General features: G+C 71.4%; 19 protein-coding genes. 9 read left to right on the top strand and 10 right to left on the bottom strand.

The features are described from left to right. The first annotated feature begins 47 nt into the window (after positions 1 to 47). From BLR21_RS04870 to glgX, 6 genes are all read left to right on the top strand, one after another. Positions 48 to 395, top strand: a complete 348-nt coding sequence (locus BLR21_RS04870; RefSeq protein WP_143027602.1) for a CU044_2847 family protein — start codon at positions 48 to 50, stop codon at positions 393 to 395. Further along, positions 392 to 1330: an AAA family ATPase gene (locus BLR21_RS04875; RefSeq protein WP_090004352.1), complete on the top strand. Its 939-nt coding sequence runs from the start codon at positions 392 to 394 to the stop codon at positions 1328 to 1330. Before BLR21_RS04870 ends, BLR21_RS04875 begins: the two co-directional genes overlap by 4 nt. Positions 1331 to 1332: 2 nt before the next feature. Beyond that, positions 1333 to 1644, top strand: a complete 312-nt coding sequence (locus BLR21_RS04880) for a hypothetical protein (RefSeq protein ID WP_090004353.1) — start codon at positions 1333 to 1335, stop codon at positions 1642 to 1644. A 17-nt stretch (positions 1645 to 1661) separates the two neighbouring features. After that, positions 1662 to 3113 carry a hypothetical protein gene (locus BLR21_RS04885; RefSeq protein WP_090004354.1) on the top strand — a complete coding sequence of 484 codons (1452 nt, stop codon included), beginning with the start codon at positions 1662 to 1664 and terminating at the stop codon, positions 3111 to 3113. After that, positions 3110 to 4330 (top strand): CHAT domain-containing protein, encoded by a 1221-nt coding sequence (locus BLR21_RS04890; RefSeq protein ID WP_090004355.1) that lies wholly within the window; start codon positions 3110 to 3112, stop codon positions 4328 to 4330. Before BLR21_RS04885 ends, BLR21_RS04890 begins: the two co-directional genes overlap by 4 nt. A 397-nt stretch (positions 4331 to 4727) precedes the next feature. After that, positions 4728 to 6776: a glycogen debranching protein GlgX gene (glgX, locus tag BLR21_RS04895; protein WP_090004537.1), complete on the top strand. Its 2049-nt coding sequence runs from the start codon at positions 4728 to 4730 to the stop codon at positions 6774 to 6776. Positions 6777 to 6884: 108 nt separating this feature from the next. On the opposite strand, the gene BLR21_RS04900 is transcribed toward glgX, so the two are convergent. Beyond that, on the bottom strand, positions 6885 to 7754 hold the full coding sequence (locus BLR21_RS04900; RefSeq protein WP_256334463.1) for a peptidase inhibitor family I36 protein: 870 nt from the start codon (positions 7752 to 7754) through the stop codon (positions 6885 to 6887). A 199-nt stretch (positions 7755 to 7953) separates the two neighbouring features. On the opposite strand from BLR21_RS04900, the gene BLR21_RS04905 reads away from it, so the two are divergent. Together BLR21_RS04905 and BLR21_RS04910 are read left to right on the top strand one after the other, a co-directional pair. Beyond that, positions 7954 to 10851 (top strand): AfsR/SARP family transcriptional regulator, encoded by a 2898-nt coding sequence (locus BLR21_RS04905; protein ID WP_176929454.1) that lies wholly within the window; start codon positions 7954 to 7956, stop codon positions 10849 to 10851. Between the two features lie 378 nt (positions 10852 to 11229). Next, on the top strand, positions 11230 to 12801 hold the full coding sequence (locus BLR21_RS04910; protein ID WP_143027603.1) for a hypothetical protein: 1572 nt from the start codon (positions 11230 to 11232) through the stop codon (positions 12799 to 12801). Here the strand turns inward: BLR21_RS04910 and BLR21_RS04915 are convergent. The 9 genes from BLR21_RS04915 to BLR21_RS04955 all read right to left on the bottom strand — a co-directional run bounded on the left by BLR21_RS04915 (position 12785) and on the right by BLR21_RS04955 (position 23758). Further along, a complete protein-coding gene (locus tag BLR21_RS04915) occupies positions 12785 to 14920 on the bottom strand; it encodes a tetratricopeptide repeat protein (RefSeq protein ID WP_176929455.1) in 2136 nt (711 codons plus the stop codon). The two genes, BLR21_RS04910 and BLR21_RS04915, sit on opposite strands and share 17 nt — an antisense overlap. A gap of 181 nt (positions 14921 to 15101) precedes the next feature. After that, the gene (locus tag BLR21_RS04920) at positions 15102 to 15752 is read right to left on the bottom strand and encodes a class I SAM-dependent methyltransferase (RefSeq protein ID WP_090004359.1); all 651 of its coding nucleotides are present in this window, start codon (positions 15750 to 15752) and stop codon (positions 15102 to 15104) included. Then, positions 15749 to 16960, bottom strand: a complete 1212-nt coding sequence (locus BLR21_RS04925; protein ID WP_090004360.1) for a hypothetical protein — start codon at positions 16958 to 16960, stop codon at positions 15749 to 15751. The genes BLR21_RS04920 and BLR21_RS04925 overlap by 4 nt, the downstream gene beginning before the upstream one ends. After that, positions 16957 to 18126, bottom strand: coding sequence for a glycosyltransferase family 4 protein (locus BLR21_RS04930; RefSeq protein ID WP_090004361.1), 1170 nt, complete (start codon positions 18124 to 18126; stop codon positions 16957 to 16959). The genes BLR21_RS04925 and BLR21_RS04930 overlap by 4 nt, the downstream gene beginning before the upstream one ends. Continuing rightward, positions 18126 to 19034 carry a UbiA prenyltransferase family protein gene (locus BLR21_RS04935; protein WP_176929456.1) on the bottom strand — a complete coding sequence of 303 codons (909 nt, stop codon included), beginning with the start codon at positions 19032 to 19034 and terminating at the stop codon, positions 18126 to 18128. The genes BLR21_RS04930 and BLR21_RS04935 overlap by 1 nt, the downstream gene beginning before the upstream one ends. A gap of 23 nt (positions 19035 to 19057) precedes the next feature. Continuing rightward, positions 19058 to 20194, bottom strand: a complete 1137-nt coding sequence (locus BLR21_RS04940; protein ID WP_218130733.1) for a glycosyltransferase family 4 protein — start codon at positions 20192 to 20194, stop codon at positions 19058 to 19060. A gap of 21 nt (positions 20195 to 20215) precedes the next feature. Further along, positions 20216 to 21301, bottom strand: a complete 1086-nt coding sequence (locus tag BLR21_RS04945) for an endonuclease/exonuclease/phosphatase family protein (RefSeq protein WP_143027604.1) — start codon at positions 21299 to 21301, stop codon at positions 20216 to 20218. A 1-nt stretch (position 21302) separates the two neighbouring features. Further along, on the bottom strand, positions 21303 to 22340 hold the full coding sequence (locus BLR21_RS04950; RefSeq protein ID WP_090004364.1) for an NAD-dependent epimerase/dehydratase family protein: 1038 nt from the start codon (positions 22338 to 22340) through the stop codon (positions 21303 to 21305). Continuing rightward, complete coding sequence (locus BLR21_RS04955) at positions 22334 to 23758, bottom strand: aspartate aminotransferase family protein (RefSeq protein WP_218130734.1); 1425 nt, start codon at positions 23756 to 23758, stop codon at positions 22334 to 22336. The genes BLR21_RS04950 and BLR21_RS04955 overlap by 7 nt, the downstream gene beginning before the upstream one ends. Positions 23759 to 23877: 119 nt before the next feature. On the opposite strand from BLR21_RS04955, the gene BLR21_RS04960 reads away from it, so the two are divergent. Further along, positions 23878 to 26268 carry an ATP-binding protein gene (locus BLR21_RS04960; RefSeq protein ID WP_090004365.1) on the top strand — a complete coding sequence of 797 codons (2391 nt, stop codon included), beginning with the start codon at positions 23878 to 23880 and terminating at the stop codon, positions 26266 to 26268. The last annotated feature ends 61 nt before the right edge of the window (positions 26269 to 26329 follow it).

Consider the following 26329-nt stretch of genomic DNA (forward strand, 5'->3'; position numbering starts at 1 on the left):
GCGACCTTCCCCGTACTCGAACACCCGAATCCGGCTTGGAGGTCTCGGTGTCAGTGGTCGCGACGAGTGGCGAGGACAGGCAGCCGATCTACGTCGAGGTAGCCGTGGCGCCCCCGGCGGGCGGGGACTGGGACGACGACACGAGGGCCAACCCCGCCGAGAAGGTCATCGCGGTGGCCAGGGACCTGCTCGGTGACGGCGTCCAGCTCGCCCGCACGTGCGCGGAGCGGTTCACCGACGGGCTCAAGGACCTCGGCAAGGGCGTCGCGCCGGACGAGGTCGAGCTGCAGCTGGGCATCACGCTCGACGCCGAGCTCGGCGCGGTGCTCGCCAAGACGAAGACCAGCGCGCAACTGCAGATCACGCTGCGCTGGCAGCGGCCGGCGGAATCGTGACGGAAGAGCCGGGCACCGCGGTACTCCCCTACTCCTGCATCGTCGGCCAGGAGCAGCTGAAGACCGCGCTGGAGCTCAGCTACATCGCGCCGCGCATCGGCGGCGTGCTCGCCACGGGCGACCGCGGCACCGCCAAGTCCATGACGGTCCGCGCCTTCTCGATCATGATGAACCGGAGCCTGCCGGTCACGTTGCCGATCAACGCGACCGACGACCGGGTCCTCGGTGGCTGGCGGCTCGACGAGTTGGTGCGTGGCCGGGCGGTCGAGCAGCGGGGCCTGCTCGAGGAAGCCGGCGAGAAGGGCGTGCTCTACGTAGACGAGATCAACCTCCTCGACGACCACGTCGTGAACATCATCCTCGACGTCTCCTCCACCGGGATCCTCACGATCCAGCGTGAGGGCGTGGACCGGCAGGTCAACGTCGAGTTCACCCTCGTCGGCACGATGAACCCGGACGAGGGCGGTCTGCGCCCGCAGCTCCTCGACAGGTTCGGCCTCTCCGTCGACGTCCGTGCGGAGACCGATCCCGCCCGCCGCAGGAAGATCCTCGACACGGTGCTCCGCTTCGACGAGGCGCGCGCCAGGCCGGACGACCCGTTCCTGACCAGCGGGATGATCGGGGACTCCAACGTCAGAACGACACTGACGGAGGCCCGTGGACGCCTGTACGACGTCAAGTTCGAGTACGACATGACGTCGCTGTGCGCGGAGCTGGCCGCCGTCTTCGGGGTCAGTGGTCACCGGGGCGACGTGGTCACCGCGCTGGCCGCTCGCGCCCTCGCCGCACGCGAGGACGTGCCGGTTGTCACGCGGTCGCACGTGCGGGCGGTGGCACCGCTCGCGTTGCAGCACCGGCGCTCGCAGGCAGGGCAGCGCGGTCCGGTGCACTGGACGGCGGAGGACCAGCAGCGGCTCGACGAACTCACCGGCTGACCGTGACGACCGTTCCCGAGTTCGTCCTCCCCCGGCTGCTGGTGTGCTGCGCACTCGAGCCGGGTCTCGACGGTGTCCTCCTGCTGGACATGCCCACCCCGGCGTTGCTCACGATCGCCAGGCAGTTCGCCACCATCCTCGGCAGCGGCGCCGCGACCGTCGTCCTCGGCACACACGAGCACGACGACGACCTGTGGATCTCCTACGACAGCGGCACGTTCGTCCCCTCCCCGGGACGGCTGAACCACGACGGCCCGCTCGTCGTGGTCGCACCCGACCTCGCGCGGCTGAGCCTCGCGGCCGGGCCGCCGTAGCCACCCTGGGCTCGCCGGTGCTGCACCTCGAACGCCACGGCGTCTCCTGCACGAGGTCGAACACCACCTACTGGCTGGCGGCCTGCGCCAGTGAGGACATCGGCCGTGTCAGCCCGCACCTGCTCGACCGCTTCACCGCCCGGCTGCCCGCGGCCAGGGCCGTGCCGCTGATCAACCCGATCGCCCGCGTGCTCGCCGCGCTGAACGGCGAGGCCGAGCCCGAGTACCCGATCCCCGACGCGCCTGCCGCCTGGTTGCGCATGCTCGCCGACAAGGTTCCCCCCGCGGCGGTGAGTCCGGTCGCGGTCGGCCGAGCCGTCGCGTTGCACGACGCGGCCGTGGGCATGCGCCGGCCGCTCGCCCTGCTGCGGCTGGCGAGGGCCTTCGCCCGGTTCGACGGCGCGTCCGAGGTGGAGGCCTGGCACGTCGACGAGGCAGCGGCGTTCATCGGCCTGTCCACCACGGCCAAGAACGACCCCGCACGGCCAGCCGAGCAGCACCAGGCCACTGAGGCTGAAACTCCCGAAGCGCGCCCTTCCGCCACACCCCGGCAGCTTCCGGCCGGCGGACCCGGCGGTCGGACCGGCCTCGTGCCCACCCCGATCATGGAGGGCGGCGCCGGCGAGGCCTTGGAACCGATAGCGCTGGCGCTGGCCGGCAACCCCTATCCGGAGGACGTCGCCGAACCCGAACGCGAGGCGACTCCGCTGGTCCTGCCGTGGCAACGCCGCAGCGGCACGCCGTCGGACCGGGGCGAGGTCGTCGGCACCGAGCCCACGAACCGGCTCGTCGACATCGCGTGGAAAGCGACGTTCCGCGAAGCCGCCAAGTACCAGGTGATCCGCGGCCGCACCGGCGCGGACGAACCTCTCCTGCTCTCGCCGTCGGACCTGCGCCGCCACCGGCGCACGCCGAAGGCCGACCACCTGCTGGTGCTGGTGCTGGACCACACCTGTCACCGCGACTGGGACTGGATGCCCGCGCTGGCCGAGCACCTGCGCGCCGCCTACACCCGGCGCTCGACGGTGTGCGTGGTCGACGTCGGCGCGCCCGGTGCCGAGGTTCCCGTGCGCGCCCAGCGAACGATGGCGCGCAGTCTGCTCGACCCGCGCGTCGCGGCGGCGCTGGAGAACACCCACGGAACCGCCACCCCGCTCGCACACGGCCTCGAACTCGCCCGCACCACCCTCTGCCACGCCCTGCAACACGGCCGTACCCCCGTTGACGAGGCCACGCTTGTCGTGGTCACCGACGGGCTCGGCAACGTGCCGCTCGACGCGAGCCTCCGCGGCGCGGTCGACGGGCTCGTGCGGGGACAGGGCATCGACGACGCGATAGCGGCGGGCCGCGCGATCGCGGAGCTCGACGGCGTTCGCCCGGTCGTGGTGCTGCCACCGCGCCTGCCACTCCCGGACGTGCCGCTGGACCTCGCGCGCGCCCTCGGCCCGGATTGCCTTGTGGTGTCATGAGTTCGCTGACCAGACTCCTGACCGGCACCAGCCCGGCCGTCACGGCGGGGCCGGTACCCGCCGCCGCGCAGGAGGTCGTCGCCGAGCTGCCGGACGCGCAGCCGATGGGCGAGTTCGTCGCCGACATCTCGACCCGGCTCGACCAGAGCTACGCGATGCTGGTCGTGAACAGGGCGGGTCCCGACGCGTTCACCATCACCGGCAAGCACCGCGACAACCGGCTGCACCTGCGGGCGAGCACGATGCCGCGGCCCGAGCTGGCACTCGGTGACATGGCGGACAACGAGAGCGCGGCCAGGGAACGGGCCCGCAACATCCGGTACCTGATGCAGAGCTGGTCCCGCCAGGCCGAGTCGTTGCGGGAGTGGGTGGAACGCCTGCGGGCCACCGTGGGTGACGGCAACCTCCGCCTGGTGGTGTGGGACGACACCGGCTACGAGATCCCGTGGGAGCTGCTGTACCTCCCTGGCGACGAGCAGGAAGGCCGGGCGGACGGCTGGCTCGGTCAGCTGCTCGCCGTCACCCGCATGGTCACCATCCACTCGTTCGACCCGCGCCGGCGCCCGAACCCGCTGGAGCTGGGCGACCACGTCTGCACCGGCGACGCGGTCGCGTGGGCCATCGACGACATGCGGGCCGACCTGGCCTCGATCAACCGGTTCAACCCGTTGCGCTGCCGCTCCAACGACGAACTGCTCGACCGCCTCTACGACACCGCGCCGCTCGGCCTGGTCTACATCGCCGCACACGGGAAGTTCTCGGACAGGATGACCGAGCTGACGCTGGACGACCTCGGCCTCGAAGCGTTCGACTACGGCGATCTGCCCGGCCTGCACGCCTCGCACGGGCTGGTGTTCATGAACGCCTGCCACTCCGGCCGGCTGCTCAACGACGTGCGCGTCAACCTCTCGCTCTTCGGCTTCGCGGAGCTGTTCCTGCGCCAGGGCGCCGCCACCGTGATCGGCGCCGCCGGCAAGGTCGACACGGACATCGCGCGGACCGTGGCCGACCAGATCTTCCAGGAGATCGTCCGCGACCCCGCCATCCCCGTCGCCGAGGCCGTGCGCCTCGTGCGGGCGCGTGCCGCGACCAGAGTGGACGGTCGCCGGCCGGCGATGGAAGCGCTCAAGGAGTTCCTCTACACCTTCATGTACGTCTGCTACGGCAACCCCTTCACGCGGCTCGCCGTGCCACCGGACGGAGGCGGCGATGACTGACCGCGCGCTGCCGCTGGAACCAGTCGTGAGCTGGCCGCGGGAGGTCTCCCCCGAGCACGGCTACCTCGTCACCGCCGACCTCCGCGCGCTCACCGCCACGACCGAATGGCCCTACGAGGACGAGGAGTTCGAGTTCACCTGCGTGCTCGACGCCTACCCGTTGTTCGACAGCCGCACGATCGGCGAGCCGACGCTGGTGCTGCACCGGTTCGGCGGCACCTACCGTCCCGTCCGGTTCGCCATCACCCCGCGCGCCTCCGCGATCGAGGAGCTCGACTCGGCGGAGCAGTCGATGTGGCTGACCTACATCAACCGCTGGGGCGCTCCCATCCACACCGTGCGGCTGCCGCTGCGGTTCTCCGACGACGCGATCGCCCAGCCTTCGGCCTACACCTCCATGAGCGAGGAACCGGAACCGCTGACGACCGGCGCGTGGAGCCCCCTGGGCGCCACCTACGACGGCGTGGGCACGAACTTCGCCCTGTTCAGCGAGGTCGCGGAGGCCGTCGAGCTGTGCCTGTTCGATGACGACCGCAACGAGACCCGAATCCGGATGACCGGCCTCACCGACTTCGTCCACCACGTCTACGTGCCGGGCATCGGGCCGGGGCAGCGGTACGGCTTCCGGGTGCACGGACCGTACGACCCGGCGCAGGGCCTGCGCTGCAACCCGAACAAGCTCCTGCTCGACCCGTACGCCAAGGCCGTCTCCGGCGAGCTCGGCTGGGGCCAGTGGGCCTCCGGGGACGTCCACTACGACCAGGCCCTCTACGGGTACGCGATCGACGATCAAGACCAGTACAACGACACCGACTCGGCCCCGTACGTGCCGCTCTCCGTGGTGATCTCCCCGTTCTTCGACTGGGAGGACGACCGGCCGCCCCGAACCCCGATGGCCGACACGGTGATCTACGAGACGCACGTGCGCGGCATGACCATGCTGCACCCGAACATTCCGGACGAACTGCGCGGCACCTTCACCGGACTGACCCAGCACGTGATCGTCCAGCACCTGCAGTCGATCGGTGTCACGGCCGTGCAGTTGTTACCGGTGCAGCAGTTCGTGCACGACCGGAACGTCCTCAACCGCGGCCAGCGCACCTACTGGGGCTACCACACCATCGGCTACTTCGCTCCGCACAACGACTACGCCGTCTCCGACCCGGTACGCGAGTTCAAGGAGATGGTGAAGGCCTTCCACAGCAACGGTATCGAGGTGATCCTCGACGTCGCCTACAGCCACACGGCGGAAGGAAACCACCTCGGCCCGACGCTCTGCTGGCGCGGCATCGACAACCGCACCTACTACCAGCTCGCCGACGACGACCCTCAGTACTACGTGGACTACACCGGCACCGGGAACACGCTCAACAACCAGGCACCCCAGACGCTGCGCATGATCATGGACTCCCTGCGGTACTGGGTGACCGAGATGCACGTCGACGGGTTCAGGTTCGAGTTCGCCGCGACGCTCGGCCGCGACCACGGCGAGTTCAACCGCCTGTCGCCCATCTTCTCGATGCTGCAACAGGATCCGGTCCTCAACAGCGTCAAGCTCATCGCCGCGCCATGGGACGCCGGCGGGGACCAGCTCGGCCGTTTCCCGTCACCGTGGTCGGAGCAGAACAACAGGTACAGCGCGACCGTCCGCGACTTCTGGCGTGGCGAGCGCGTCCAGCCCACCGACCTCGCCGGCCGTCTCGCCGGATCGGCTGACCTCTACCAGCGGCAGGGACACCGCCCCACGGCCTCGATCAACTACGTCACCACTCACGACGGGTTCACCCTGCGCGATCTCGTCTCCTACGACCAGAAGCACAACGAGGCGAACGGCGAGGACAACCGCGACGGCAGCGACGACACCCGGTCGTGGAACTGCGGCGTCGAAGGCCCCACCGACGAACCGGCCGTGCTCGGCCTGCGCGCCCGCCAGCAACGCAACTTCCTCGCCACACTCCTGCTGTCCCAGGGCGTTCCGCTGCTCAGCCACGGCGACGAGCTCGGCCGCACCCAGCAGGGCAACAACAACGCGTACTGCCAGGACAACGAACTGACGTGGATCGACTGGCCCAACGCGGACGCCGAGCTGGTCAGGTTCGTGGCGGAGCTGGTCCAGCTGCGCCGCCGGCATCCCGCGTTCCACAGCGCGAACTTCCTGAACACCGGCAACGAGATCGCCTGGTTCGGGCCGGACGGTGAATCGCTGCGGGACTCCGACTGGATCGCGGACGAGTACCGGACACTGTCCATGCTCCTCGCAAAGAGTGAGCTGCTGTGCGTCTTCCACGCCGGCTTCGACGAACGCGAGGTCGTCCTGCCACAACGCAAGTCGGTCAGGCGCTGGTCAGTGCTGCTCGACACGGCCGGGTACGAGACCCGCAAGGCGATCACGGGATCCAGCATCCGGCCCGGCCGTTCCGTGCTGGTGTTGCGCGGGCTCAGGTGAAGAACAACTGCGAGACCGCTGCCATTGGGTAGGCGGCGAAGCTACCGCAGCTTCGCCGCCTACCCGGTCAGGTCACACACGGCCTAGCAGAGAACCAGGCCGTGTCGATCAGTCGCCGTGGGGGTTCTGAATCGACACGTGGACGTGGTCGTAGTGACCACCGGTCACACCGGACCCGCCGGTGTACGTGCGCCAGCCCTCGGACGCGCGGGCGACGCTCCAGATCTTGCCCTGCCAGATCACGTACCGGACGTCGAGCCTGCCGGCGTACTTCTGCAGCCAGTACGCCAGCTTCCAGCCCTGGGCCTTCTGCGCCGCGGACGGGTAGGAGCCGATCGCGCTCGAGATCGTGCAGTCGAGCGCGTTGCCGGTGTTGTGGTTGCTCGTCGAGGGCTGGTAGCTGCGGTAGGCGCCCACCCAGCAGTGCTTCTCACCGGTCAGCCGGGCGATCTGGTCGTCGACGAACTGCGTGCGGGCCGTCGCACTGGGCGCCCGGCTGGTCGCCGACGGGTGCGGGTTGTTCGGCGGTGCCGCGTAGGTCGCGCCGCCACCGCCGCCGCCACCGTTGTCGTTGAGCCGATGCGAGGCGTTCTCGTTCTTGAGGGTCGCGTTCAGGTTGACCTTGCCGCCGGCCGCGATCGTCTGCTTGGCACCGGCGTATCCGCTGTTGTAGTACACCGTGACCGGACCGCTGGTGCGGTTCCAGGCAGCAGCGGCCTCGTTCTTCACGCACAGGCCCTTGCCGTTGCCCGCGCTCTTGAACTCGTAGCAGCTCGGCTGGCTGTCGCCGTAGTCGGAGATCGACGTGGCGAAATCGGACAGCGAGCCCTGGTGGTTGCTGTTGTAGTACAGGCAGAACTCGCCTGCCTCGCACACCCCGTTGCGGGCCGTCGCCGCGGACGCTGTGGCCGCGCCGAAGGACACGCTGATCAGCGCACCCATCAACGCCGCGACGGTGACTCTCTCCAACACCCTCACGAGATCTCCTGTTCCTCGGTCGGACCTGCGCTTTCGAGGCAGGCACGGCCAACCCTGACGTCCGACCGGCCCAGATCCTGCCCAGATTCCATATCGCATGGAAACCTGCCTGGTCCCAAGTTCAGTCAGACAGGTACGACTGCCCGGCAATTGCCCTGTTTCGCCCACACGTCGTAGTCGGGCCCGGCACACTGGCAACGTGGAATTCCGCATCCTGGGGCCTCTGGAGGTCCGCGACCTAGGTGCGGCCGTCGCGCTGGGGGGCTCGCGACAACGGGCGGTGCTGGCGGCACTGCTGCTCCGGGCCAACCAGACGGCGAGCGTCGGCTACCTCGCCGAAGCCGTGTGGGAGACACCGCCCGCCACACCGGCGTCCAACCTGCGCACCTACGTCGCGGGGCTGCGGCAACGCCTCGGCACGGCGCGGCTGTCCACCCGTCCGGGCGGCTACGCGCTGGCGGTGCAGGCGGGCGAGCTGGACCTGCTGGAGTTCGACAGGCTGAGCACCGCCGGCGACCAAGCCCTGCGGAACGGGGAGTTCACCGCCGCGGCGGAGTCCTACGATCAGGCGCTGCGGCTGTGGCGCGGCTCCGCGCTGGAGGGCCACGCGGCCGGCCCTGCGCTGTGCGCGGAGCTGGCCAGGCTGGAAGAGCAGCGGCTCGCGGTCGTGGAACGGTACGTCGAGGTCCGGCTGCGACTGGGCCACCACGCCGATCTTGTCGGCGAGCTGCGCAAACTCGTCACCGAACAGCCGCTGCGCGAGAAGTTGTGGGCACAGCTCATGCTCGCCCTGTACCGCTGCGGCAGACGGGCCGACGCGTTGAACGCCTACCAGCAGGTCTACCGCGTGCTGGACACCGAACTCGGCGTCACGCCCGGCCAGTCCCTGCGCGAACTGCACAGCAGGCTGCTCTCCGACGACCTGGCTCCGCAGCGCGTTCCGACCGACCAGCGCCCGCGGCAGCTCCCGCCGGAGGCCGATCACTACACCGGCCGGGACGCGGCGCTGGACGAGCTGTTCTCGTTGGCGACGAGGGAATCGGCGGTGCTGCCGATCGTGACCGTGACCGGCTGCCCCGGCGTCGGGAAGACGGCGTTCGCGATCCACGCCGGCCACCGGCTGGCCGAGTCGTTCCCGCACGGCCAGCTGTTCGCCGACCTGCGCGGAGCCGATCCCCGGCCGCACTCACCGGACGAGGTGCTGGCCCGGTTCCTGCGCGAACTGGGCGTGGCCGGCGTCGACGTCCCCGGCCCCGGGGAGGAGCGGGCGAGCATGTTCCGCGACCGGCTGGCGGGCAGGCGGGTGCTGGTCGTGCTCGACAACGCCGCGTCGGAGGACCAGGTCAGGCCGCTGCTACCCGGTCACGCGGGCTGTTGCGTCCTGATCACCAGCAGGAGCAGGCTGACCGGCCTCGACACGTGCAAGCGGATCCGGTTGGACGCGCTGGACGCGGCCGACTCGGTGCGCCTGCTCGGCAAGCTGGTGGGCGACGACGTGGCCGGGCGCAAGACGGCGAAGCGCATCACCGCGCTGTGCGGTGGGCTGCCGCTGGCGTTGCGCATCGTCGGCATGAAGCTCCGCTCGTTGCCCCATCTGACCGCGGACGCGGTGGCGCTGCGACTGGCGGACGAACGGCACCGGCTCGACGAGCTCGTCGGCGGTGACCGCGAGGTGCGGGCCAGTTTCCTGCTGAGCTACGCCAGTCTGGACGAAGCGGAGCAACACGCGTTCCGGCTGCTGGCACTGCTGCCCGGCCCGAGTTTCCCGGCCTGGGCGGCCGCCGCGGCGCTGGAGAAGGACCTGTTCTCCACCGAGCGTCTGCTGGACCGGTTGGTGGAGGCCAACCTGCTGGAGTGCGCGACCGGTGCCGCGGGCCGTCTTCGCTACCACTTCCACGACCTGCTGCAGCTGTTCGCCGAGGAGAAGGCCCAGCAGGACAGTCCGGCGCCAGAACGTGAACAGTCGGAGCGCCGCGTCCTGAACGCATACCTGCACATCGTGCGGCAGGCCGACATCCGGCTCGAGTTCGGCGGCCTGACGGAGTTCGAGCCCCCCGCACTGGACCTCGGCGCGCCAGGCCTGGTCGATGACCTGGTGGCGGACGCCCCGGCCTGGCTGGACGAGGAACACCCCTGCCTGCTCGAGGTGATCGACCGCGCCGTCCACATCGGACTGGACGAACTGACCTGCCAGTTCGTCGCGTCGATGGGCGCCTATCTCGAACTGCGTTCCCAATGGGACGCCCTGGTACACGCGCTGGAACCCGGCCTGGCCGCCGCCCGCCGCCTGGGCAGCGCCTACTGGACCGCGTACGCGCTGTTCGCCCGGGGCTTCACGGCCAGGGAGCAACGCGACTTCGCGTTGTGCGAGAAGCTCTTCCGCGAGTGCCTCGAAGTCCTGCCCGCCGCGGGCGACGCCCTCCTGGAAGTGGTGACCAAGCTGTCCGTCGGCGTCGGTCTGCGGCAGCAGGGCATGCTCCAGGCTGCCGCGACGTGCTTCACCGACTGCCTTGACCGCCTGGCCACCCTCGACAATCCGCGGTGGCTCGCCTACACCCTGCGCGAACTGGGCGTCCTGCACCAGTACCAGGAGAACTGGCACGAAGCGGAACGGTGCCTGCGCCAGGCAAGCGACGAGTTCGACCGCCTCGGCGACCGGCGCTGGCGGGCCGCGTCATTGCTCGAGCTGGGCATCGTGCGACTCGAACGCGGCGACCGGCCGGCCGCGCTGGAGATGCTGACCACGAGCCAGCAGGCGTTCCGCGACCTCGGCGACCGGCGCCGCGAGGCCGCGTGCTGGCGCAACCTCGCCTATCTGCACCTCGGCAGCGGCGACCTGAACCAGGCCTACGCCTGCGCGGTGCAGAGCCGGGAGCAGTTCGCGCTGACCCTGGACGAGCACGGCATGGCGTGCACCGAGGTGTGTCTCGGCGACATCCACCTGGCGATGGGCGAACGCGGCCAGGCGCAGGCGCTGATCCGACGTGGCCTGGCGATGTTCGAGACGCTCGGCGACCCGCGCTGGCTGTCCAGGGCCCGACGCAGCCTCGGCCACGCCACATCCACAGCGGAAAGCACTGCTGCGGCAATCAGGTGAGCGAGTTCTGTTCCGTTGTGCCGGAGCAGCCGCACGACCCGCGCCTTCGACCACACCGGCACCGTGTCCAGAGTGGTCACCACCCGGACGGCAAGCACCTGCGCCCCAAGCCGTCGGGCCGGCTCACCGGTTCGCACTGGGCAGCGGCGAAGCGGACTATGATCCGGAGTCGTGCCACGATCGAGTGAAGCGTGCGTGACCTGCCGCCCTGATACCTCGGTGGCGGTGTCCGGCGCGCTAGAATTCGAAGATCACGCCCGGAAGCCCGGAAACCCGGAAGCCCGGAAACCCGGAAGCCCGGAAACCCGGAAACCCGGAAACCCGGAAACCGAGTCCGTCCGCTGGGCCACGTTCCGCGCCCAACGCCGGGTGCTCGTCGTGGCCCGCACCCTCACCTCGGCGATCCGCCTGCTGGAAGCACTTCCGGTGTTCGCGGGCGATCATCGGGTACAGGTGCTGTTCACTGTGGACACGCGGTCGAGGTTCTCTTCCGGTGCCGTTGAGCTGATCCGCGGGCTTCCGGCACACGCCATCCCGTGGGAGACCGCTCCGGACATCGACTGCGATCTGGTGCTGGCGGCCAGCGAGAAGATCGACTTCCAGCCCGCCCGCGCGGTTCCGGTTCTCGTGCTCCCCCACGGGGTCGGCTTCCACAAGCACGTTCCCGACGTGGACTCCGCGGAGACCAGGGTGTCCGGTGTGGTGGCTCCCGAGGTGCTGCGGCAGGGCGGCGCGCGGATGCTGGTCACCCATCCCGACCAGGTACGGCATCTCACCACCCTCGTTCCCGAAGCGGCCGGCCGGACCGTTCTCGGCGGCGACACCAGCTTCGACCTTCTCACCGGCAGCGCGTCGGTGCGCGGCCACTACCGGGACCGGCTCGGGCTCACCGGCGGGCAGCGGCTGGTACTGCTCACGTCCACCTGGTCTGGGCAGTCCTTGCTCGGCACCCACCCGGAGCTGGCGGAACGGCTGCTGCGCGAGCTGCCCGTGGACGAGTACCGGGTAGCCGCGGTGGCACATCCCAACGTGTGGGCGTGGCACGGGGCGTGGGAGGTCCGCCGGATTCTGGACACCGCGCTGAAGTCCGGCCTGTTGCTCGTGGAGCCCACGCAGGGCTGGCACGCGGCCATGATCGCTTCGGATGTCGTGCTCGGCGATCACGGCTCGCTCAGCCTGTACGCCGCGGCTTCCGGCCGCCCGCTGGTGCTGGCCGCGTTCGGCGACGAGGTCGTCGACGGAACTCCGATGGCGGAGCTGGGACGCACCGCGCACAGGCTGGATCCCGCCGGAGACCTGCGCCCGCAACTGGACGCCGCGATCAGGGAACACGACGCGGCGAAGGCGGAACTCGTGGCGGATGCCCTCTTCGCGTTGCCCGGCCGAGCGCTGCAGGTGTTGCGCGCCTGGTGTTACGACGCCCTGAGACTGTCCGAACCGGACCGTCCGCAGCCGTCGTTGACGTGCCCGGACCCACGCGAGGCGCTGCCGTCCGTGTACTCCTTCGAGATCACCGGGACAGTCCACAACGGAGCGACGGTCGCCCTGAACCGCTTCCCTGTTCAGGCAGGCGGCCACCGGCCACCGCCCGGCTCCACCGCGATCCGTCACGTCGGCGTCGACGTGCGCGAGCGCAACCTGAGGCGGTTCGCCGATGCCGCGACCATCGTGCGCGGTGAGACGGACGACGACAACCGAATCGGCAACTGGCTGATCACCACTCTCGAGCGGTTCCCCGGCTGCCGCATGACCGGGCACGCCACCCCCCGCGGATGCGACATCATGATCCGCGACGGCCGGCGCCTGAGCCTCCACGCACCCGCCGCACTGCGCGACGCGGGGTTGCTCACTTCCGCGCTCTACACCCTCATGGCCGCCGGGTCCGGCCTTCCCGGCGAGTTCGAACTCCGGGTGGGCGACCGGAGCGGCACGGTCACGGTGTCCCGGTGAGCCGCCGCAACACGGCCCTCAGCCCGGTGACGTCGGCACCCTGGGCCAGGCGGATCTCCACCACCCGCTCGAGATGCGGCACGGCCGCCGCGGTGTCACCGAGCACGTCCACCAGCGTCAGGCGTGCTTCGGCCTCGTACTGCGTCATTCCCGCCGCGGTGAACCAGCCGGCCGCGCGTTCCAGATCGGCCTGAGCCTCGCGGAGCTGACCGGCCTCCCGGCGCAGCGCGCCGAGGCCGATCAGCGCGCGACCGGCCATGCGGGAGTCGCCCACGGCTTCCAGGGCCTCGTGAGCCTGCCGCATCGTGGCGAGGGCCTGGGTGTGCTGACCCGCCGCGTGCAGGGCTCGCGCGAGAAAGAACATCGCCAGCGCGACGCCTCTGTCCGAACCCGCGACGCGGCTGCCTTCCATCGCGCGCTGGTAGGCCTCGACGGCCGCGGCGGGATCCGTCTGGTCGAGATGGCGGCCGGTGAACTCCCACACCGAGGCCGACAGCAGGGCGTCGCCCGCCCGGCAGGCCTGTTCCCGCGCGAGGCGCAGTTCCTCCTCCGCGCGATCGTGCTCGCCGAGATCCGTGTACGCCCGGGACACCACACTGCGCAACCGGGCCTCAGCGGCGGGATTGCCCGCTCGCCGTGCGGCCCTGGCACCCGCCTCCGCCGACTCCGTCCAGTCGTCGAGGTAACGGCGGTTGAGGTACAGCGCCGTCAACGCCTCGGCGAGTTGCCAGACCGCGTCGTCGCGCCCCTCCCGCCCGGCCCAGCGGACCAGGGCCAGCAGGTTGGCGCGTTCCGCGACCATCCAGTCGATCGCCTGCCGCCTGCCCGCGTCGCCGTCCGGAAAGGGGTTGGCCGTGCCGCCGGTGAGCGCGAGGTGGTCGGCGACGCGCAACCGATTCCCCATCACCGCCTGGTCCGCGTGGCACAACCGCGGCAGGTAGTGGTGCAGTGCCTGGTCCAGCACCTCGATCTGCCGGCTCGGCGGCTCCTCACGCAACGCGCACTCCCGCGCGTGCAACCGCACGAGGTCGTGAAAGGCGAACCGGTCGGCAGCGCGTTCGTCCAGGAGGTTGGCCTGGACCAGCGGGTCGAGCAGGTCCCGTGCTCGCTCGGCGCTGGTGCCCAGCAACTCGGGAACGAGATCAAAAGCGATGTGCGGGAACGGCAACAGGCCCAGCACCCGGTACAGGGCGGCCGCGTCCGAGTCGAGGGCACGATAGGAATTGTCGAACACGACGGACACGACCTGTTCTCCTCCTACGGACAACGCGGCCAGCCGCCGCTCCTCGTGCACCAGCTCCGCGGCCAGTGCCGCCACCGTCAGGTGCCGCCGGGCCAGCAGACGCGCCGCCGCGACGCGCAGGGCGACCGGCAGCCCGGCGCAGGCCGCCGCCACGACAGCGGACGCCTCCGGATCCGCCTCGACCCGCCCGTCCCCGCAGAGCCGGGACAACAGCTGCACGCCTTCGTCCGCCGTCAGCGGCGCGAGTTCCACCACCGTCGCGCCGTCGAGGGTCAGCTCGACGAGCTTGCTGTTGCTGGTGACGAGAACGACGCTGCGACCGCCGCCGGGCACGAAGGGCGCGACGTGGCTCGGTTCGGTGACATCGTCGAGCACCACCACCCGGCGACCATCGGCCATCTTCGTGCGGAAGAGGCTGGAACGGCCGGTCAGGGTCGACGGGATCTGCGCCTCGTCCACCCCCAGCGCGCGCAGGCACTCGGCAAGCCCGTCACCCACGGCGGTGCCGTCCGGTGTGCGCAGCGCGGCGAGATCGACGTACAAACGCCCGTCGGGAAACGCCTCTCGCTGCCGCGCCACCCACTTCCTGACGATTTCACTCTTTCCGACGCCCGCCATGCCACTGACGAGAACGACCTGCGGCGAACCTCCGTCTCCCGCCACAGCGTCGATTCGCGTCATCTCGTGGACCCGGTTGACGAAGCGCGGAGTCGTCCGCGGCACCTGGTCCGGCACCGCGAGCCGCACCGCCGGAGGCTGGTTGATGACGATGTCACCGGTGACCGACCCCGCCTGCACAGCCGAGCCGGTGGCACCCGAAAGCACGTTCTGGACCTCGAACGCCTCGTCGGACCGACGCGAGTCCTGCTGCCCCATGCGACCCCACCCTCGCCAACCGTGATCAAGGGGCCACGCTACGCCATCCGGCAGGTCGAACGGGGCCATATCGTCGTCAAGGCGGAGCCGGCGCGTCTCTCGGCCTAGACGGTGCCCGCTGAGCTGGAGATCGTCCCAGTGGGCACGCCACAGCGAGGTTGTCGCGTGCCGCAAGAGCAGATCAGCCAGTGCGCAGGAGCAGGCCCGTGTAGAGGCGCACCGCGGCGGTGGCCAGGTTCGGCACCCTGATCTCACGGTCCACCCGGAAGTGCCCGCGCAGCGCGGGTTGCAGGCGTTCGCGGCGGTCGCCGTACTGGCTTGGGCCCTGCCGGGTGAGCAGGCGGAGGGGGACGTTCCACAGCGCGCCGGTGCCCGGCGTGCACAGCACGAGCGCGCCGCCCGGCCGCAGCACGCGGCGCATCTCCGCGCACGCCGCCTCGATGTCCGGCACATACTCCAGGGTGCTCACCGACACCAGGCAGTCGAACGACCCCGTGTCGTAGGGCAGGTTCTCCACGCTCGCGGTGGTCAGGGTCGCGCTCACGCCGTGGCGGGCCAGGTTGGCCTCCACCTCGGCGCGCTTCTGGTGCGGGTCCACGCCGTGCAGGTCGTCGCAGTGGCGGGCGAGCTCCGGCAGGAACACGCCGCTGCCGTAGCCGATGTCGAGCAGCCGCGGGAACCTCGTGCCGGCCAGCAGGTCCACGATGATCCGGAACCGCAGCCGTTGCACGCCGCGCAGGACCGGAAGGTGGTTCCAGGTGGGGTGGTCCACGTCGCTGGTCGGGGTGAGGCCGTCCTTGGGCAGCAGCGCCAGTGGCCGGTCGGGCTTCATCGAGACCTCATCTCGGTAGCAGGAGTCGGGAGAACGGCCGGCGCGTGCCGGACGACGGTCAGGAACCACCAGCCCAGCGCGACGTTGCAGGCGGTGAAGGCGGCGACCATGCCCGGCGCGCCGGCGAACACCCCGCCCGCGGCCTGCAGGGCCAGACCGGGCACGAAGGCCGCGGTCAGCGCGGTGCGGACGCGGGCCAGGCCGAGCGACGGCTGGACCGTGACCACGCAGAACAGCACGACCACCAGGGCGTGGGCCGTGGCGCCGGCGGCGGTCAACGCCAGGAGTGCGGCGTTCAGGTGGTGCAGTGCGCCGGCGGCGGCCAGGCCCGCTGCCACCAGCACGACCGCGCCGGTCACCGACAGCGCGATGGCGCGCGGGGCGTACCGCAGGACGGCGCGCCTGCCGGTGGCCGGGTCCCGCCGGGCCAGCAGGGAGATCAGCACCGAGGCCAGCGAGTCGGTGAACAGCACGCCGATCACCCGTCGGCAGCTGCCGACGTAGAGCGCGTAGACGGCCACGGCCGCCGGGCCCGCCGCCTGCACCAGGAGGATCACGTCGAACGCGAAGAGCAGGGCCAGCAGCGACTGACCGGTGCTGTAAGCCCAGCCCTCACGCAGGAACGTCCGCGCAAGCACCGGATCGGGACGTCCCGGCACGCATCGCGCCCCGGCCAGCATGCCGGCCGCGCAGAGGGTGTTGCCCACGGTGACCATGACCGAGTACGTGCCCGGATCCCCCTCCCCCACCACGGACAGCACCGCGGCCAGGTACGAGAGTCCGAGCGCGAGGCGCCAACCGGAGGCGAGCAGCTGCCGGTCCCGGATGCGCAGCAACGACTCCGCGAGCGTCAGCATCGCCGCCGACGCGCCGAGTCCGGCCGCGTGCCACAGCAACGCCGGTGCCGAGACGGCGAGAAGCACGGCGCAGTAGGCGAAAACCGTCACCACGGCCGCGGCCGCGACGAGCGCCAGCGCCGTCCCGGTCACCACCCGGTCGTCGGACCGGGCCGCCATCGCCCGGCTGGCGGCCACGTGCACACCCCACAGCATCGGGATGCCGAGGACCACGCCGACCGCCTGCACCGCGACGAACTCCCCGAACACACCGAAGCCGTCGTAGCGGGCGATCAGCAGGCTGGCGACCGTGACCAGCACGCTCGCGCCGGCCGAAAGCCCGGCCGGCGCCCAGGAACGCGCCGCGATCACCGGCGTACCGCCTCGGCGTAGACCCGCAGCGTGCGGTCGGCGGCCGCCTCCCAGGAGTGGTGGTCGAGGACGTACCGGCGGGCGCGGTCGCCCAGCTCCGGGTCGTCGGCGGAGAGGGCGCGCCGAACCGCGGCCGCCAGCTCGTCCACGGACATCGTGGTGGTGCGCAGGCACGTGCCCTCCCCACTGCCCACCACGGCCTCGTCGAACCCCGGCCCGACGACCGTCCGCGCCCGCAACGCCATGGCCTCCAGGGCGACGAAGCCGAACGGTTCGTAGGCCGAGGGGAACGCGCACACGTCGGCGGCCACGAGGTGGTCGCGCAGCTCGCCGGTGCCGAGGAACCGGCCGAGCACGTGCACCCGGTCCCGCAGCCCGAGCCGTGCCACCAGGCGGTGCAGACGCTCGTCGGGCCCGATCTCCGGCCAGCCCGACCCGGCCAGCACGAGGGTCACGTCCGGGATCCGGCCGATCGCCTCCACCAGCTCGGTCACGCCTTTGTGCGCCGCGTACCGGCCCGCGAACACCACCAGCCGCTGCCCGTCGGGCAGGCCGTAGCGCGCCCGCACGTCCTTGCGCACGACCTCGCGCTCGGCGGCGTCCGGGCACGGCATCCGCCACGCCTTACCGGCGCCGTGCGACACGACCACCGCGTTGCCGGCGAGGCAGGGCACGGCGGCCACGGTGTCCGGGGAGGGCACCACCACCAGCCGTGCCCACCGGCTCATCACCCTCGTCAGCAGCCGTCCGGCATACGCGACCGCGCCGCGGCCGCCCTCCCCGCGGAAGATCTCCGCGGAGTGGACGTGGAAGCACACCGGCAGCCGCAGCAGCAGTGCGCACACCAATCCGGCGGGCGCGCACATCCAGTCGTGGACGGCGACCACGTCGGGCCGCCGTCGCACGACGTAGCGGATACCGGCGAGGTTCAGCCGTGCCAACGCGATCGCCATGCCCAGCCGCGTCCTCGGCTGACCGGTGGGCACCCGGTGCACGGTCACCCGGCCGTCGCCGGACTCGGGTGGGAGGCCGCGGTGGCGCGACGCCCCCACCAGGTGGACCTCGGCGTCGCGCGACGCGAGCCCGCCGAGCAGCCCTTCCACGTAGGTCCCGATGCCGCCCAGCGGATCCGGCGGCGCACCGGTGGACACCATGACGACCCGCATCACAGCACCCTCCCCAGCGCGAGGCACGCGAGCCACACCACGGCGTTGACCACCAGCGGCACGTCGGTGAGCACGTCCTGGCCGGGCTCGCCACCGCGTTGCGCCGCCAGCAGGTACGCGTATCGGCACAGTGCGAACACCACGAACGGCACGGTGACGACGGCGAGCACGGCGGACTGCGGTTCCGGCCCGGACAGCACGAACATCTCGTAGCTGAGCAGGGTCGCGGCCAGCAGCACGGCGACGAGCTGGTCCAGCAACGGCACCGAGTAGCCGGTGAGCGCGGGCCGTTGCGCAACGGCCAGGCTGCGCACGCCCGCCAGCTCGTGCCTGCGCTTGCCCAGCGACATGAGCAAGCAGGTGAAGTACACGCACAGGATCAGCGCGGGGTTGAACGGCGCCGCCACCGCGAGGCAGCCCGCGACGGCCCGCAGCACGAACCCCGCCGCGACCACGCTGACGTCGATCAGCGGGTAGTGCTTGAGCTTGAGGCAGTACGCCAGGTTGAGCACGAGGTACCCGGCGACGGTCGCCTGCACCGGCGGCGGCAGCATCGCGCCGCATCCCAGCAGCACCGCCACGCACGCCACGCCGAGCAGCGCCGCGCCCAGCGGGCTGACCCGACCGCTCGCCACCGGCCGGTAGCGCTTGTCCGGGTGCAGCCGGTCCTTGTCCCGGTCGAGCCAGTCGTTGAGGACGTACACCGCCGAGGAGGCGGCGACGAACGTGGCCGTTGTGGACAGTGCCACGAGTCCGTTCTGCCACAACGCGATGGGGTCCACGACCAGCGGCACGATCAGGACGAAGACGTTCTTGACCCACTGGCGCGGCCGCAGCAGCACCAGCCACGCGGGCAGCCGCGACCGCCGTGGCCGGCTCTCGGGTGTGGAACGAACCTGTTCGGGCACAACGGGTCCGTCGCTGAGCCGCCTCACGAGCGCCGACCGCCCAGCAGCCGCAGGAACGCCTCTTCGTGCGCGTCCAGCGACGTCTCGCCACCGAACAGCTTCGTCGCCGCCTCCTGGCCCGCCTCGCGGTCCTCGGCGGGCAGGGCGGCCATCTCCAGCAGTGCCTCCCGCAACGCCACGGGGTCGCGCGGCGGCACGAGCCGGCCGAACCCGGTGGCCGCCACGGGGTGGTTCGCGCCGGGCAGGTCGGTGGCCACCGGCGGAACACCCGTCATCATCGCCTCCACCTGCACGATGCCGAACGACTCGGCGATCGACGGCAGCGCGAACACGTCGATGGAGGCGTAGAAGTCGCGCACCTGCTGATCGCGCAGCAGCCCGGTGAACCGGATCCGCGTGTCACCGGCGGCCTCGCGGCGCAGCTCGGCGATGTTGCTGCCGCCGGCCACGTTCCGGTCGTCGCCGGCGATCAGCAGCCGCGCGGCCGGGTCGTCGATCGCCCGGAACGCGCGGATGAGGTGCTCGATGCCCTTCTCCACGGCGATCCGGCCCATGAACCCGATGTGCAGACCGTCCCCGTCACGCAGCACGGGAGCGCCGCCGGTGCGGTCCAGGCACGGGGACGGGATGGGCAGCAGGGCGCGGCGCCGGATGGTGGGCCAGATCCGCGATCCCCGCGCCTGCACCTCGCTGTTGGTGATGACGAGGTCGGCCTTGCGCACCGCCACCTTGCACACCTGGTCGACCGCCCACAGCCCAAAGCGGTTCACCGCGCCGTCGGGCAGGAACGCGTCGATGTGGTAGGTGACGACGAGCTTGGCGCGTCGGCGCGCGGCGGCGACGAACGCCGCCTCGGGGTTGGGCAGGTGCATGTGCAGCAGGTCGGAGCGGGCGGCGAGCCGCCCGGCCAGTACCGGCAGCGCCGGGCTGAGGAACCCGCGGCTGACCTTGGCGAGCACCGGCGCGCGGAACACGTGGACGCCGTTGAGGACCTCGTGGCGGGGTAGCGCCGGGTCGTGCCGGGCGCAGGCCACCGCGACCCGCCAGCCGCGGCGCGCCAGGCCCTCCGCGGTCAGGCGCGCCGACTCGGTCAGGCCGCTGACGTAGGGGGCGTAGTAGTCGAGCATCACCGTCACGTCGAACTGTCGTGCGTGCGGCACAGTGGTTCCCTTTCTCAGGTCTCAAGACGCGGGCGGGACGGCGATCCTGATCTCCTGCGCGGCGTGGTCGGAGAACGCCTCGCCGCCGCCGAAGCGGTAGCCGGGCACGACCAGGTCGCCGGAGGTGTAGAGCCAGTCCAGCCGCCAGAGACGCGGCAGCGAGTAGTCGGAGACAGGCCAGGACGGCGTGGACGAGGTGCCACCGCCGGGGTGGTGCGAGCGGGTGCCCGCGCCCAGCCCGGTGAGCTCCATCCAGGGCGAGTTGAGGTCGCCGGCCACGACGACCGGGTTGCGGTTGGCGGCGAGGTCGGCGCGCAACCGGTCGAGCTCGCGCAGCCGCCAGGTGCCCTGCTCGTGCAGGAACCGGTAGAACTCAGGGCTGAACGGGTCGTCGCCGATGCGGAACGGCACCGGCAGGTGCACGTTGTAGAACGAGACCGTGCGGCCACCGACCAGGACGTCGGTGCGCTGGGACTTGCGGCCCTGCCAGTACCAGCCGGTCTCGGTGCCGGGGTCGGGCTGGTGGTGCGTGGCGACGACCGGCAGCCGGCTCAGCGTCAGCAACTCACCGTCGGCCGACACCTCGTAACCGGGGAACTCCGCGCGCAGCCGGGCGGTGTCGTCGATGCGGACCGGCCGGTCGTCGCCCTCCCAGTACAGGTACTCCTGCAGCAGGTAGACGTCGGCGTCCTGGCCGCGCAGGAACGCGTAGAAGGCGTCCTCGTCGTCGGACATCCGCCAGTAGTCGGTGGACCAGGCGAAGACCTTGACCTCGGTGCCCGTCGCGCGGGTGTCGTCCGGCCACGCCGGCACGTAACCCGACAGGTAGGCGCCGGCCAGCAGCAGGACGGCCAGCACGAGGGCCAGCCCCCGCCGCACGGGCCGGGCGAACCAGGTGGCCGCGAGCAGCACCGCCGGCACCACCACCAGGGCGACCGGCGGGGTGGCCTCCAGCACCAGCCACACCCACCACTCCCCCACCAGCAGGAAGTGCAGGACGAGGAACACCGCCCACGCCACCGCGGCGGTCACGACGAGCCGCGTCCCCCAGCACCACCGACGCCCCTCTTGGTCCTTTGTGGACTCCGTCGTGGTTTCGGTTGTCATGTCAGAAGAACACCTTCGCAAGGCCCAGGACGCCCTGCCGCCACGGGTCGCGGCTCGTGCGCCCGCCCCCGGCGGCGGGCGCGTCCGCCCGTCGCGCGCGCCACCACTCGTAGGTCTGCAGGATCGCGTCGCGGTTGGACCTGCGGGGCCAGAACCCGAGCCGGTCGCGAGCCTTGTCGACGCTCACGAACGAGTCGGCGAGCAGCTTGTGCACCAGCCGGCCGTACACGGGCGAGAGCCGGGTCCGCTCCAGGCCCTTCAGCACGGCCACCGCCGGTCCGCTGGGCACCGACACGATCCGTTTGCCGTGCCCGGCCGCGTCCAGCACCGCCTGGAAGTCGGTGCGCAGCGTGCCGAAGTCCGCGGCGCCGATGTTGTAGGTGTCGCAGGCGATCGACTCCGGTGCCCGCAGCACGGTGACGACCGCGTCCACCAGGTCGTCGAGCGCGAGCATCTGGATCCGCACGTCGCCCTTGCCCAGCACCGGGAAGTTGCGGCCCTCCTCGGCCCACTGGAACAGCATGTCGAACAGCCCCATCCGACCCGGTCCCAGGAACGTCTTGGGCCGCAGCACCGGCAGGCACATGCCCTCGTCGCGGAACCGCTGCGCGACCACCTCGGCCGCCGCCTTGGCGCCGCTGTAGGTGTCCACGGGCTCGTGCGGGTGCTCCTCGGGCGTCGGCACCAGGCGCGGCAACCCGTAGACGGCGGTCGAGGAGATGTGCACGACCCTCGTGACCGCCGCCGCGCGCGCCGCCTCCAGCACGGTCGTGGTGCCCTCCACCACGATGGACCTGATGTCGGCCGCCGGATAGCTGGGCAGCGCGGAGGCGCAGTGCACCACCGCGTCGGCCCCGCCGAACGCCGGTGCCAGTGCGCGCGGGTCGCGGATGTCGCCCGTGCTCGACGTCAGCCCCGGTCGTTCCGGCACCGGCCGCAGGTCGAACGCGCGGACCTCGTACCCGTCGCGCACCAGCCGTTCCACCAGGTGCGAGCCCAGCACGCCGGCCGCACCGGTGACGGCGACGCGGGTCACCACGACGTCACCCGCTCGCGGATGAACCGGCCCAGCAGGCGGGTCATGCCCTCCTCCAGCGTGGCGTCGAGGGCGTCGAGGAACCGTTCCGCGTCCTCAGGTTCGGCCACCAGCGGTGGACTCACGACCAGCGGACTGCGGCCGTTGAGCGTGTTGTAGGTGTAGATGCCGTGCTTGCGGTACAACGTGTCGATCACCGCGGCGGTCACGACCTTGGTGCGGATCAACGGGTCCTTCGCCAGGCCCGCGGGCAGCTTCGCGATCAGGTCGAGGACCTTGGGACCGCCGGTGAGGAACACCCCGAACAACGCTCCCGCGCCGCGCACGTCGGCGACACAGTCCGGGTGGGCCTTGCGGATGCGTTCCAGTCCGGGCGCCAGAACCGCTTCCAGCGCGCGGGCGCGTGCCGGGTAGTCGTCCTCGACGGCGATGGCGATGGCCTCGATGGCGGTCGCGGTCTCCTCGCCGAACCCGTAGTAGGTCGTGCTGGTGCTCTGCATCATCGCGTCGGTCATGTTGTCGTAGGCCTTGCGGAAGACCGGCTCGCGCGCCACGTAGGCGGAGACCGAGGACTTCCCGCCACCGAAGGACTTCGACGTGGTGACCACGTCCGGGACCAGCCCGTCGTACCGGGTGAAGTGGAACATGCTGCCGGTCTTGCCCCAGCCGGTGTAGATCTCGTCGAAGACCAGCACGATGTCCTCGGCGGTGCACAGCTCCCGCAGGCCGCGCAGGAACTCCTCGGAGCACCACCGCATCGTGGAGGCGCTGAAGGGTTCGACCAGCAGCGCGTAGACGTCGCTGCGGCCCCGTGCGTCGCGGGAGGCGTCGATCTCGCGGCGCACGGAGCCGAGGTCGTCGTAGCTGAACGTGCCGATGCCCGGGATCGTCGGGAACGCGAAGTGGTTCTGCGTGCCACCGGTGAGACCGCCGGAGCCGAGCAGCTTGCCGTGGAAGCTGTTGTCCGCGCGCAGGATCCGCCGCCGCGCGCCGCCGTGGTACTTGTAGGCCAGCTTGACCGCGCCCTCGACGGCCTCCGCGCCGGAGTTCGGCACGAACGAGCGCGTGAGGTCGCCGGGCAGCACCGCCGCGAGGTTGTGGCCCAGCGCCGCGAGATAGGGCGAGAAGTAGGTCTTGTGCACCTCCATGCGCCGTCGTTCCTGGAACCTCCGCCGTGCGGCCAGGATGCGCGGGTGGTTGTGCCCGTGGTTGAGGACGCCGACACCACCCGTGAAGTCCAGGATCCTGCGGCCGTCGCGGGTGTACACGTAGGCACCCTCGGCGTGGTCGACGAGGTCACGGCCGAAGCCGAACGACGTCATCAGCCGGACCTGGCTCCTGTTGACGTACTTGCGGTAGAGCTCGTGCACCTGCGCTACATCGAGTTTCTCGGCCTCGTCCAGACCGATCAGGTCCGCCACTTGTCCCCCATGCCGTTGTGGACCGCCTCTTGCCGGTCACGCCACTAGACTCTGCCGTGGTCGCGATCACAGGGGACAGGTCCGCGACCGGACATTGACCGGACACTCTGGGGGAACTGATGTCCGACGATCCAGGCGGCCGATTAGCGCCGGGCGGGCTCGGTGAGCTGGTGCGCGCCTGGCGGACCAGGGCGTTGCTGACGCAGGAACAGCTGGCCGGACGGGCGGGGCTGAGCGTGCGGACGATCCGGCGGCTGGAGAACGGCACGCTGCGGCGGCCGCGCAGCGCGTCGGTGCGGCTGCTGATCGACGCGCTGCGGCTGGAGGCGGCGGAGGCGGACGTGCTGGCCGCCGTCGCGCGCGGTCTTCCGGCACCCGCTGCCTCTCCCGAACGGCTGCCCGCGACACCACGGACGGCGCCCACTGCCTCTCCCGAACGGCTGCCCGACCCGCCCGCGACACCACGGGCGGCACCCACGCCCGTCGCGGTCCGCCAGCTGCCGGCCGGGACCGCGGGCTTCACCGGCCGCGACCCGTTGTTGCGCCGGCTGGACACGGTGCTGACCGATGCGAGCGAGGACGCCACACCGATCGCCGCGATCACCGGACCGGCCGGTGTCGGCAAGACCTCGCTCGCCGTGCACTGGGCACACCGGGCCGCGCCGCGGTTCCCGGACGGCCAGCTGTACGTGGACCTGCGCGGCTTCGACCCGAGCAGAACGGCGGTCGACCCGTCGGAGGCGCTGCGCGGTTTCCTGACCGCGCACGGGGTTGCGCCCGACCGCGTCCCCGCCGGCACCGAGGCGCAGGCGGCGCTGTACCGCAGCCGGTTGGCCGGTCGTCGTGTGCTCGTGCTGCTCGACAACGCCCGCGACGCCGACCAGGTGCGCCCGCTGCTGCCGGGCGACGGGGCGTGCGCGGTGCTCGTCACCAGCCGGACCCCGCTGGTCGGGCTGGTCGCCGGCGAGGGCGCGCACCCCGTGATCGTGGACGTGCTGCCGCCCGCGGAGGCGAAGCGGATGCTGGCGCGGCGCGTCGGTCAGCGCCGCACGGCCGCGGAACCCGCGGCGGTGACGGAGATCGTGGAGCTGTGCGCCCGCCTGCCGCTGGCACTCGCCGTGGTGGCGGCACGGGCGGCGACCCGCCCCGGTTTCCCGTTGGCGCGCTTCGCTACCGAGCTGCGCACGGCCCGTTTGGACGCTCTGTCCGGCGGAGACGCACGGGCGGACCTGCGCAGCGTGTTCTCGTGGTCGACGCGGGCGCTGAGCAGACCCGCGGCCTGGCTGTTCCGTTTGCTGGGCACGCATCCCGGGCCGGACACGAGCGTCGCGGCGGCGGCCAGCCTGGCGGCCCTGCCGGTGCCGCGGGTGCGGGCACTGCTGACCGAGCTCGCCGACGCCCACCTGGTCCTGGAGCATCTCCCGGACCGCTTCACGTTCCACGACCTCCTGCGCGCGCACGCCGAGGAAACCGCGCGAGAGGAGGAATCCGAGGCCGACCGGCGGGCCTCGACGATGAGGATCCTCGACCACTACCTCCACACCGGACACGCCGCCGCCGTGCTGCTCAACCCGCAGCGCACCGAGGTGACCCCCGCCGCGCCACACCCAGGAGTGCGGGTCGAGGACATCACCGCCTACGCCGACGCCACGGCCTGGTTCGTCGCGGAACACTGCGTCCTGCTGGCGGCGACCGAACACGCGGCCCGCCACGGCGCCGACCGCCATGCCGCCGAGCTCACCTGGGTGGTGTCGGGTTTCCTGGAACGCCAGGGCCACTGGGAGGACTGGATCCGCTGCCAGCTCGTGTCCCGGGCGGCCGCGGCCCGGCTCGGCGACCTGTCCCTGGAAGCCGCCGCCCACCGCAACCTCGGCCGCGCGCACGCACGGCTGGGCCGCGTGACCGAGAGCCGCCACCACTACGCGCGGGCGCTGGAGCTCTACCAGCGGGCAGGCGACCTCGGCGGCCAGGCCAGGACGCACACGAACCTGGCGCTGCTGCTGGAACAGTCGCACGACTACGCCGAGGCCCTGAACCACGCCCAGCGCTCGTTGTCGCTCCACCGCCTGCTGGCCGACGACGGCGTGGGCCACGCCAACGCCCTCAACACGGCCGGCTGGTGCTACGCGCTGGTCGGCGACTACGACCAGGCACTGGTGCACTGCCAGGAGTCGATCGTCCTGCACCGCCGCATCAAGGACCGCGACGGCGAGGCCGCGACCTGGGACACGCTCGGCTACTCGCACCACCACCTCGGCAACCACCGGCAGGCGGTGACCTGCTACGAGACGGCGATCAGGCTGTACCGCGAACTCGGCGACCACTACTACGAGTCGATCAGCCTGCTGCACCTCGGCGACCTGCACGGCGAGTCCGGCGACCCGGCCGCCGCGCACGAGCACTGGCAGCGGGCGCTCACCATCCTCACCGACCTGGGGCACGCGGCGGCCGAGGACGTCCGCGCACGCCTGCGCAACGGCACGGTCAGCAAGCCCGCGATGACGCCGTAGCGCTCCCCGACGGGCGGTACGGACAAGGCGCGAGCCCAGGCGCAGATCGCTGACCCCGAAC

Source organism: Lentzea albidocapillata subsp. violacea, from assembly GCF_900100275.1.
GTDB classification, from domain to species: Bacteria; Actinomycetota; Actinomycetes; order Mycobacteriales; family Pseudonocardiaceae; genus Lentzea; species Lentzea violacea.

What these genes read in the sequence shown, in the direction of transcription:
- BLR21_RS04890 (WP_090004355.1), top strand. Translation starts at nt 3,110, where the DNA reads ATGAGTTCGCTGACCAGACTCCTGACCGGCACCAGCCCGGCCGTCACG.
- glgX (WP_090004537.1), top strand. Translation starts at nt 4,728, where the DNA reads ATGAGCGAGGAACCGGAACCGCTGACGACCGGCGCGTGGAGCCCCCTG.
- BLR21_RS04915 (WP_176929455.1), bottom strand. Translation starts at nt 14,920, where the DNA reads ATGGGGCAGCAGGACTCGCGTCGGTCCGACGAGGCGTTCGAGGTCCAG.
- BLR21_RS04920 (WP_090004359.1), bottom strand. Translation starts at nt 15,752, where the DNA reads ATGAAGCCCGACCGGCCACTGGCGCTGCTGCCCAAGGACGGCCTCACC.
- BLR21_RS04930 (WP_090004361.1), bottom strand. Translation starts at nt 18,126, where the DNA reads ATGCGGGTCGTCATGGTGTCCACCGGTGCGCCGCCGGATCCGCTGGGC.
- BLR21_RS04945 (WP_143027604.1), bottom strand. Translation starts at nt 21,301, where the DNA reads ATGACAACCGAAACCACGACGGAGTCCACAAAGGACCAAGAGGGGCGT.
- BLR21_RS04960 (WP_090004365.1), top strand. Translation starts at nt 23,878, where the DNA reads ATGTCCGACGATCCAGGCGGCCGATTAGCGCCGGGCGGGCTCGGTGAG.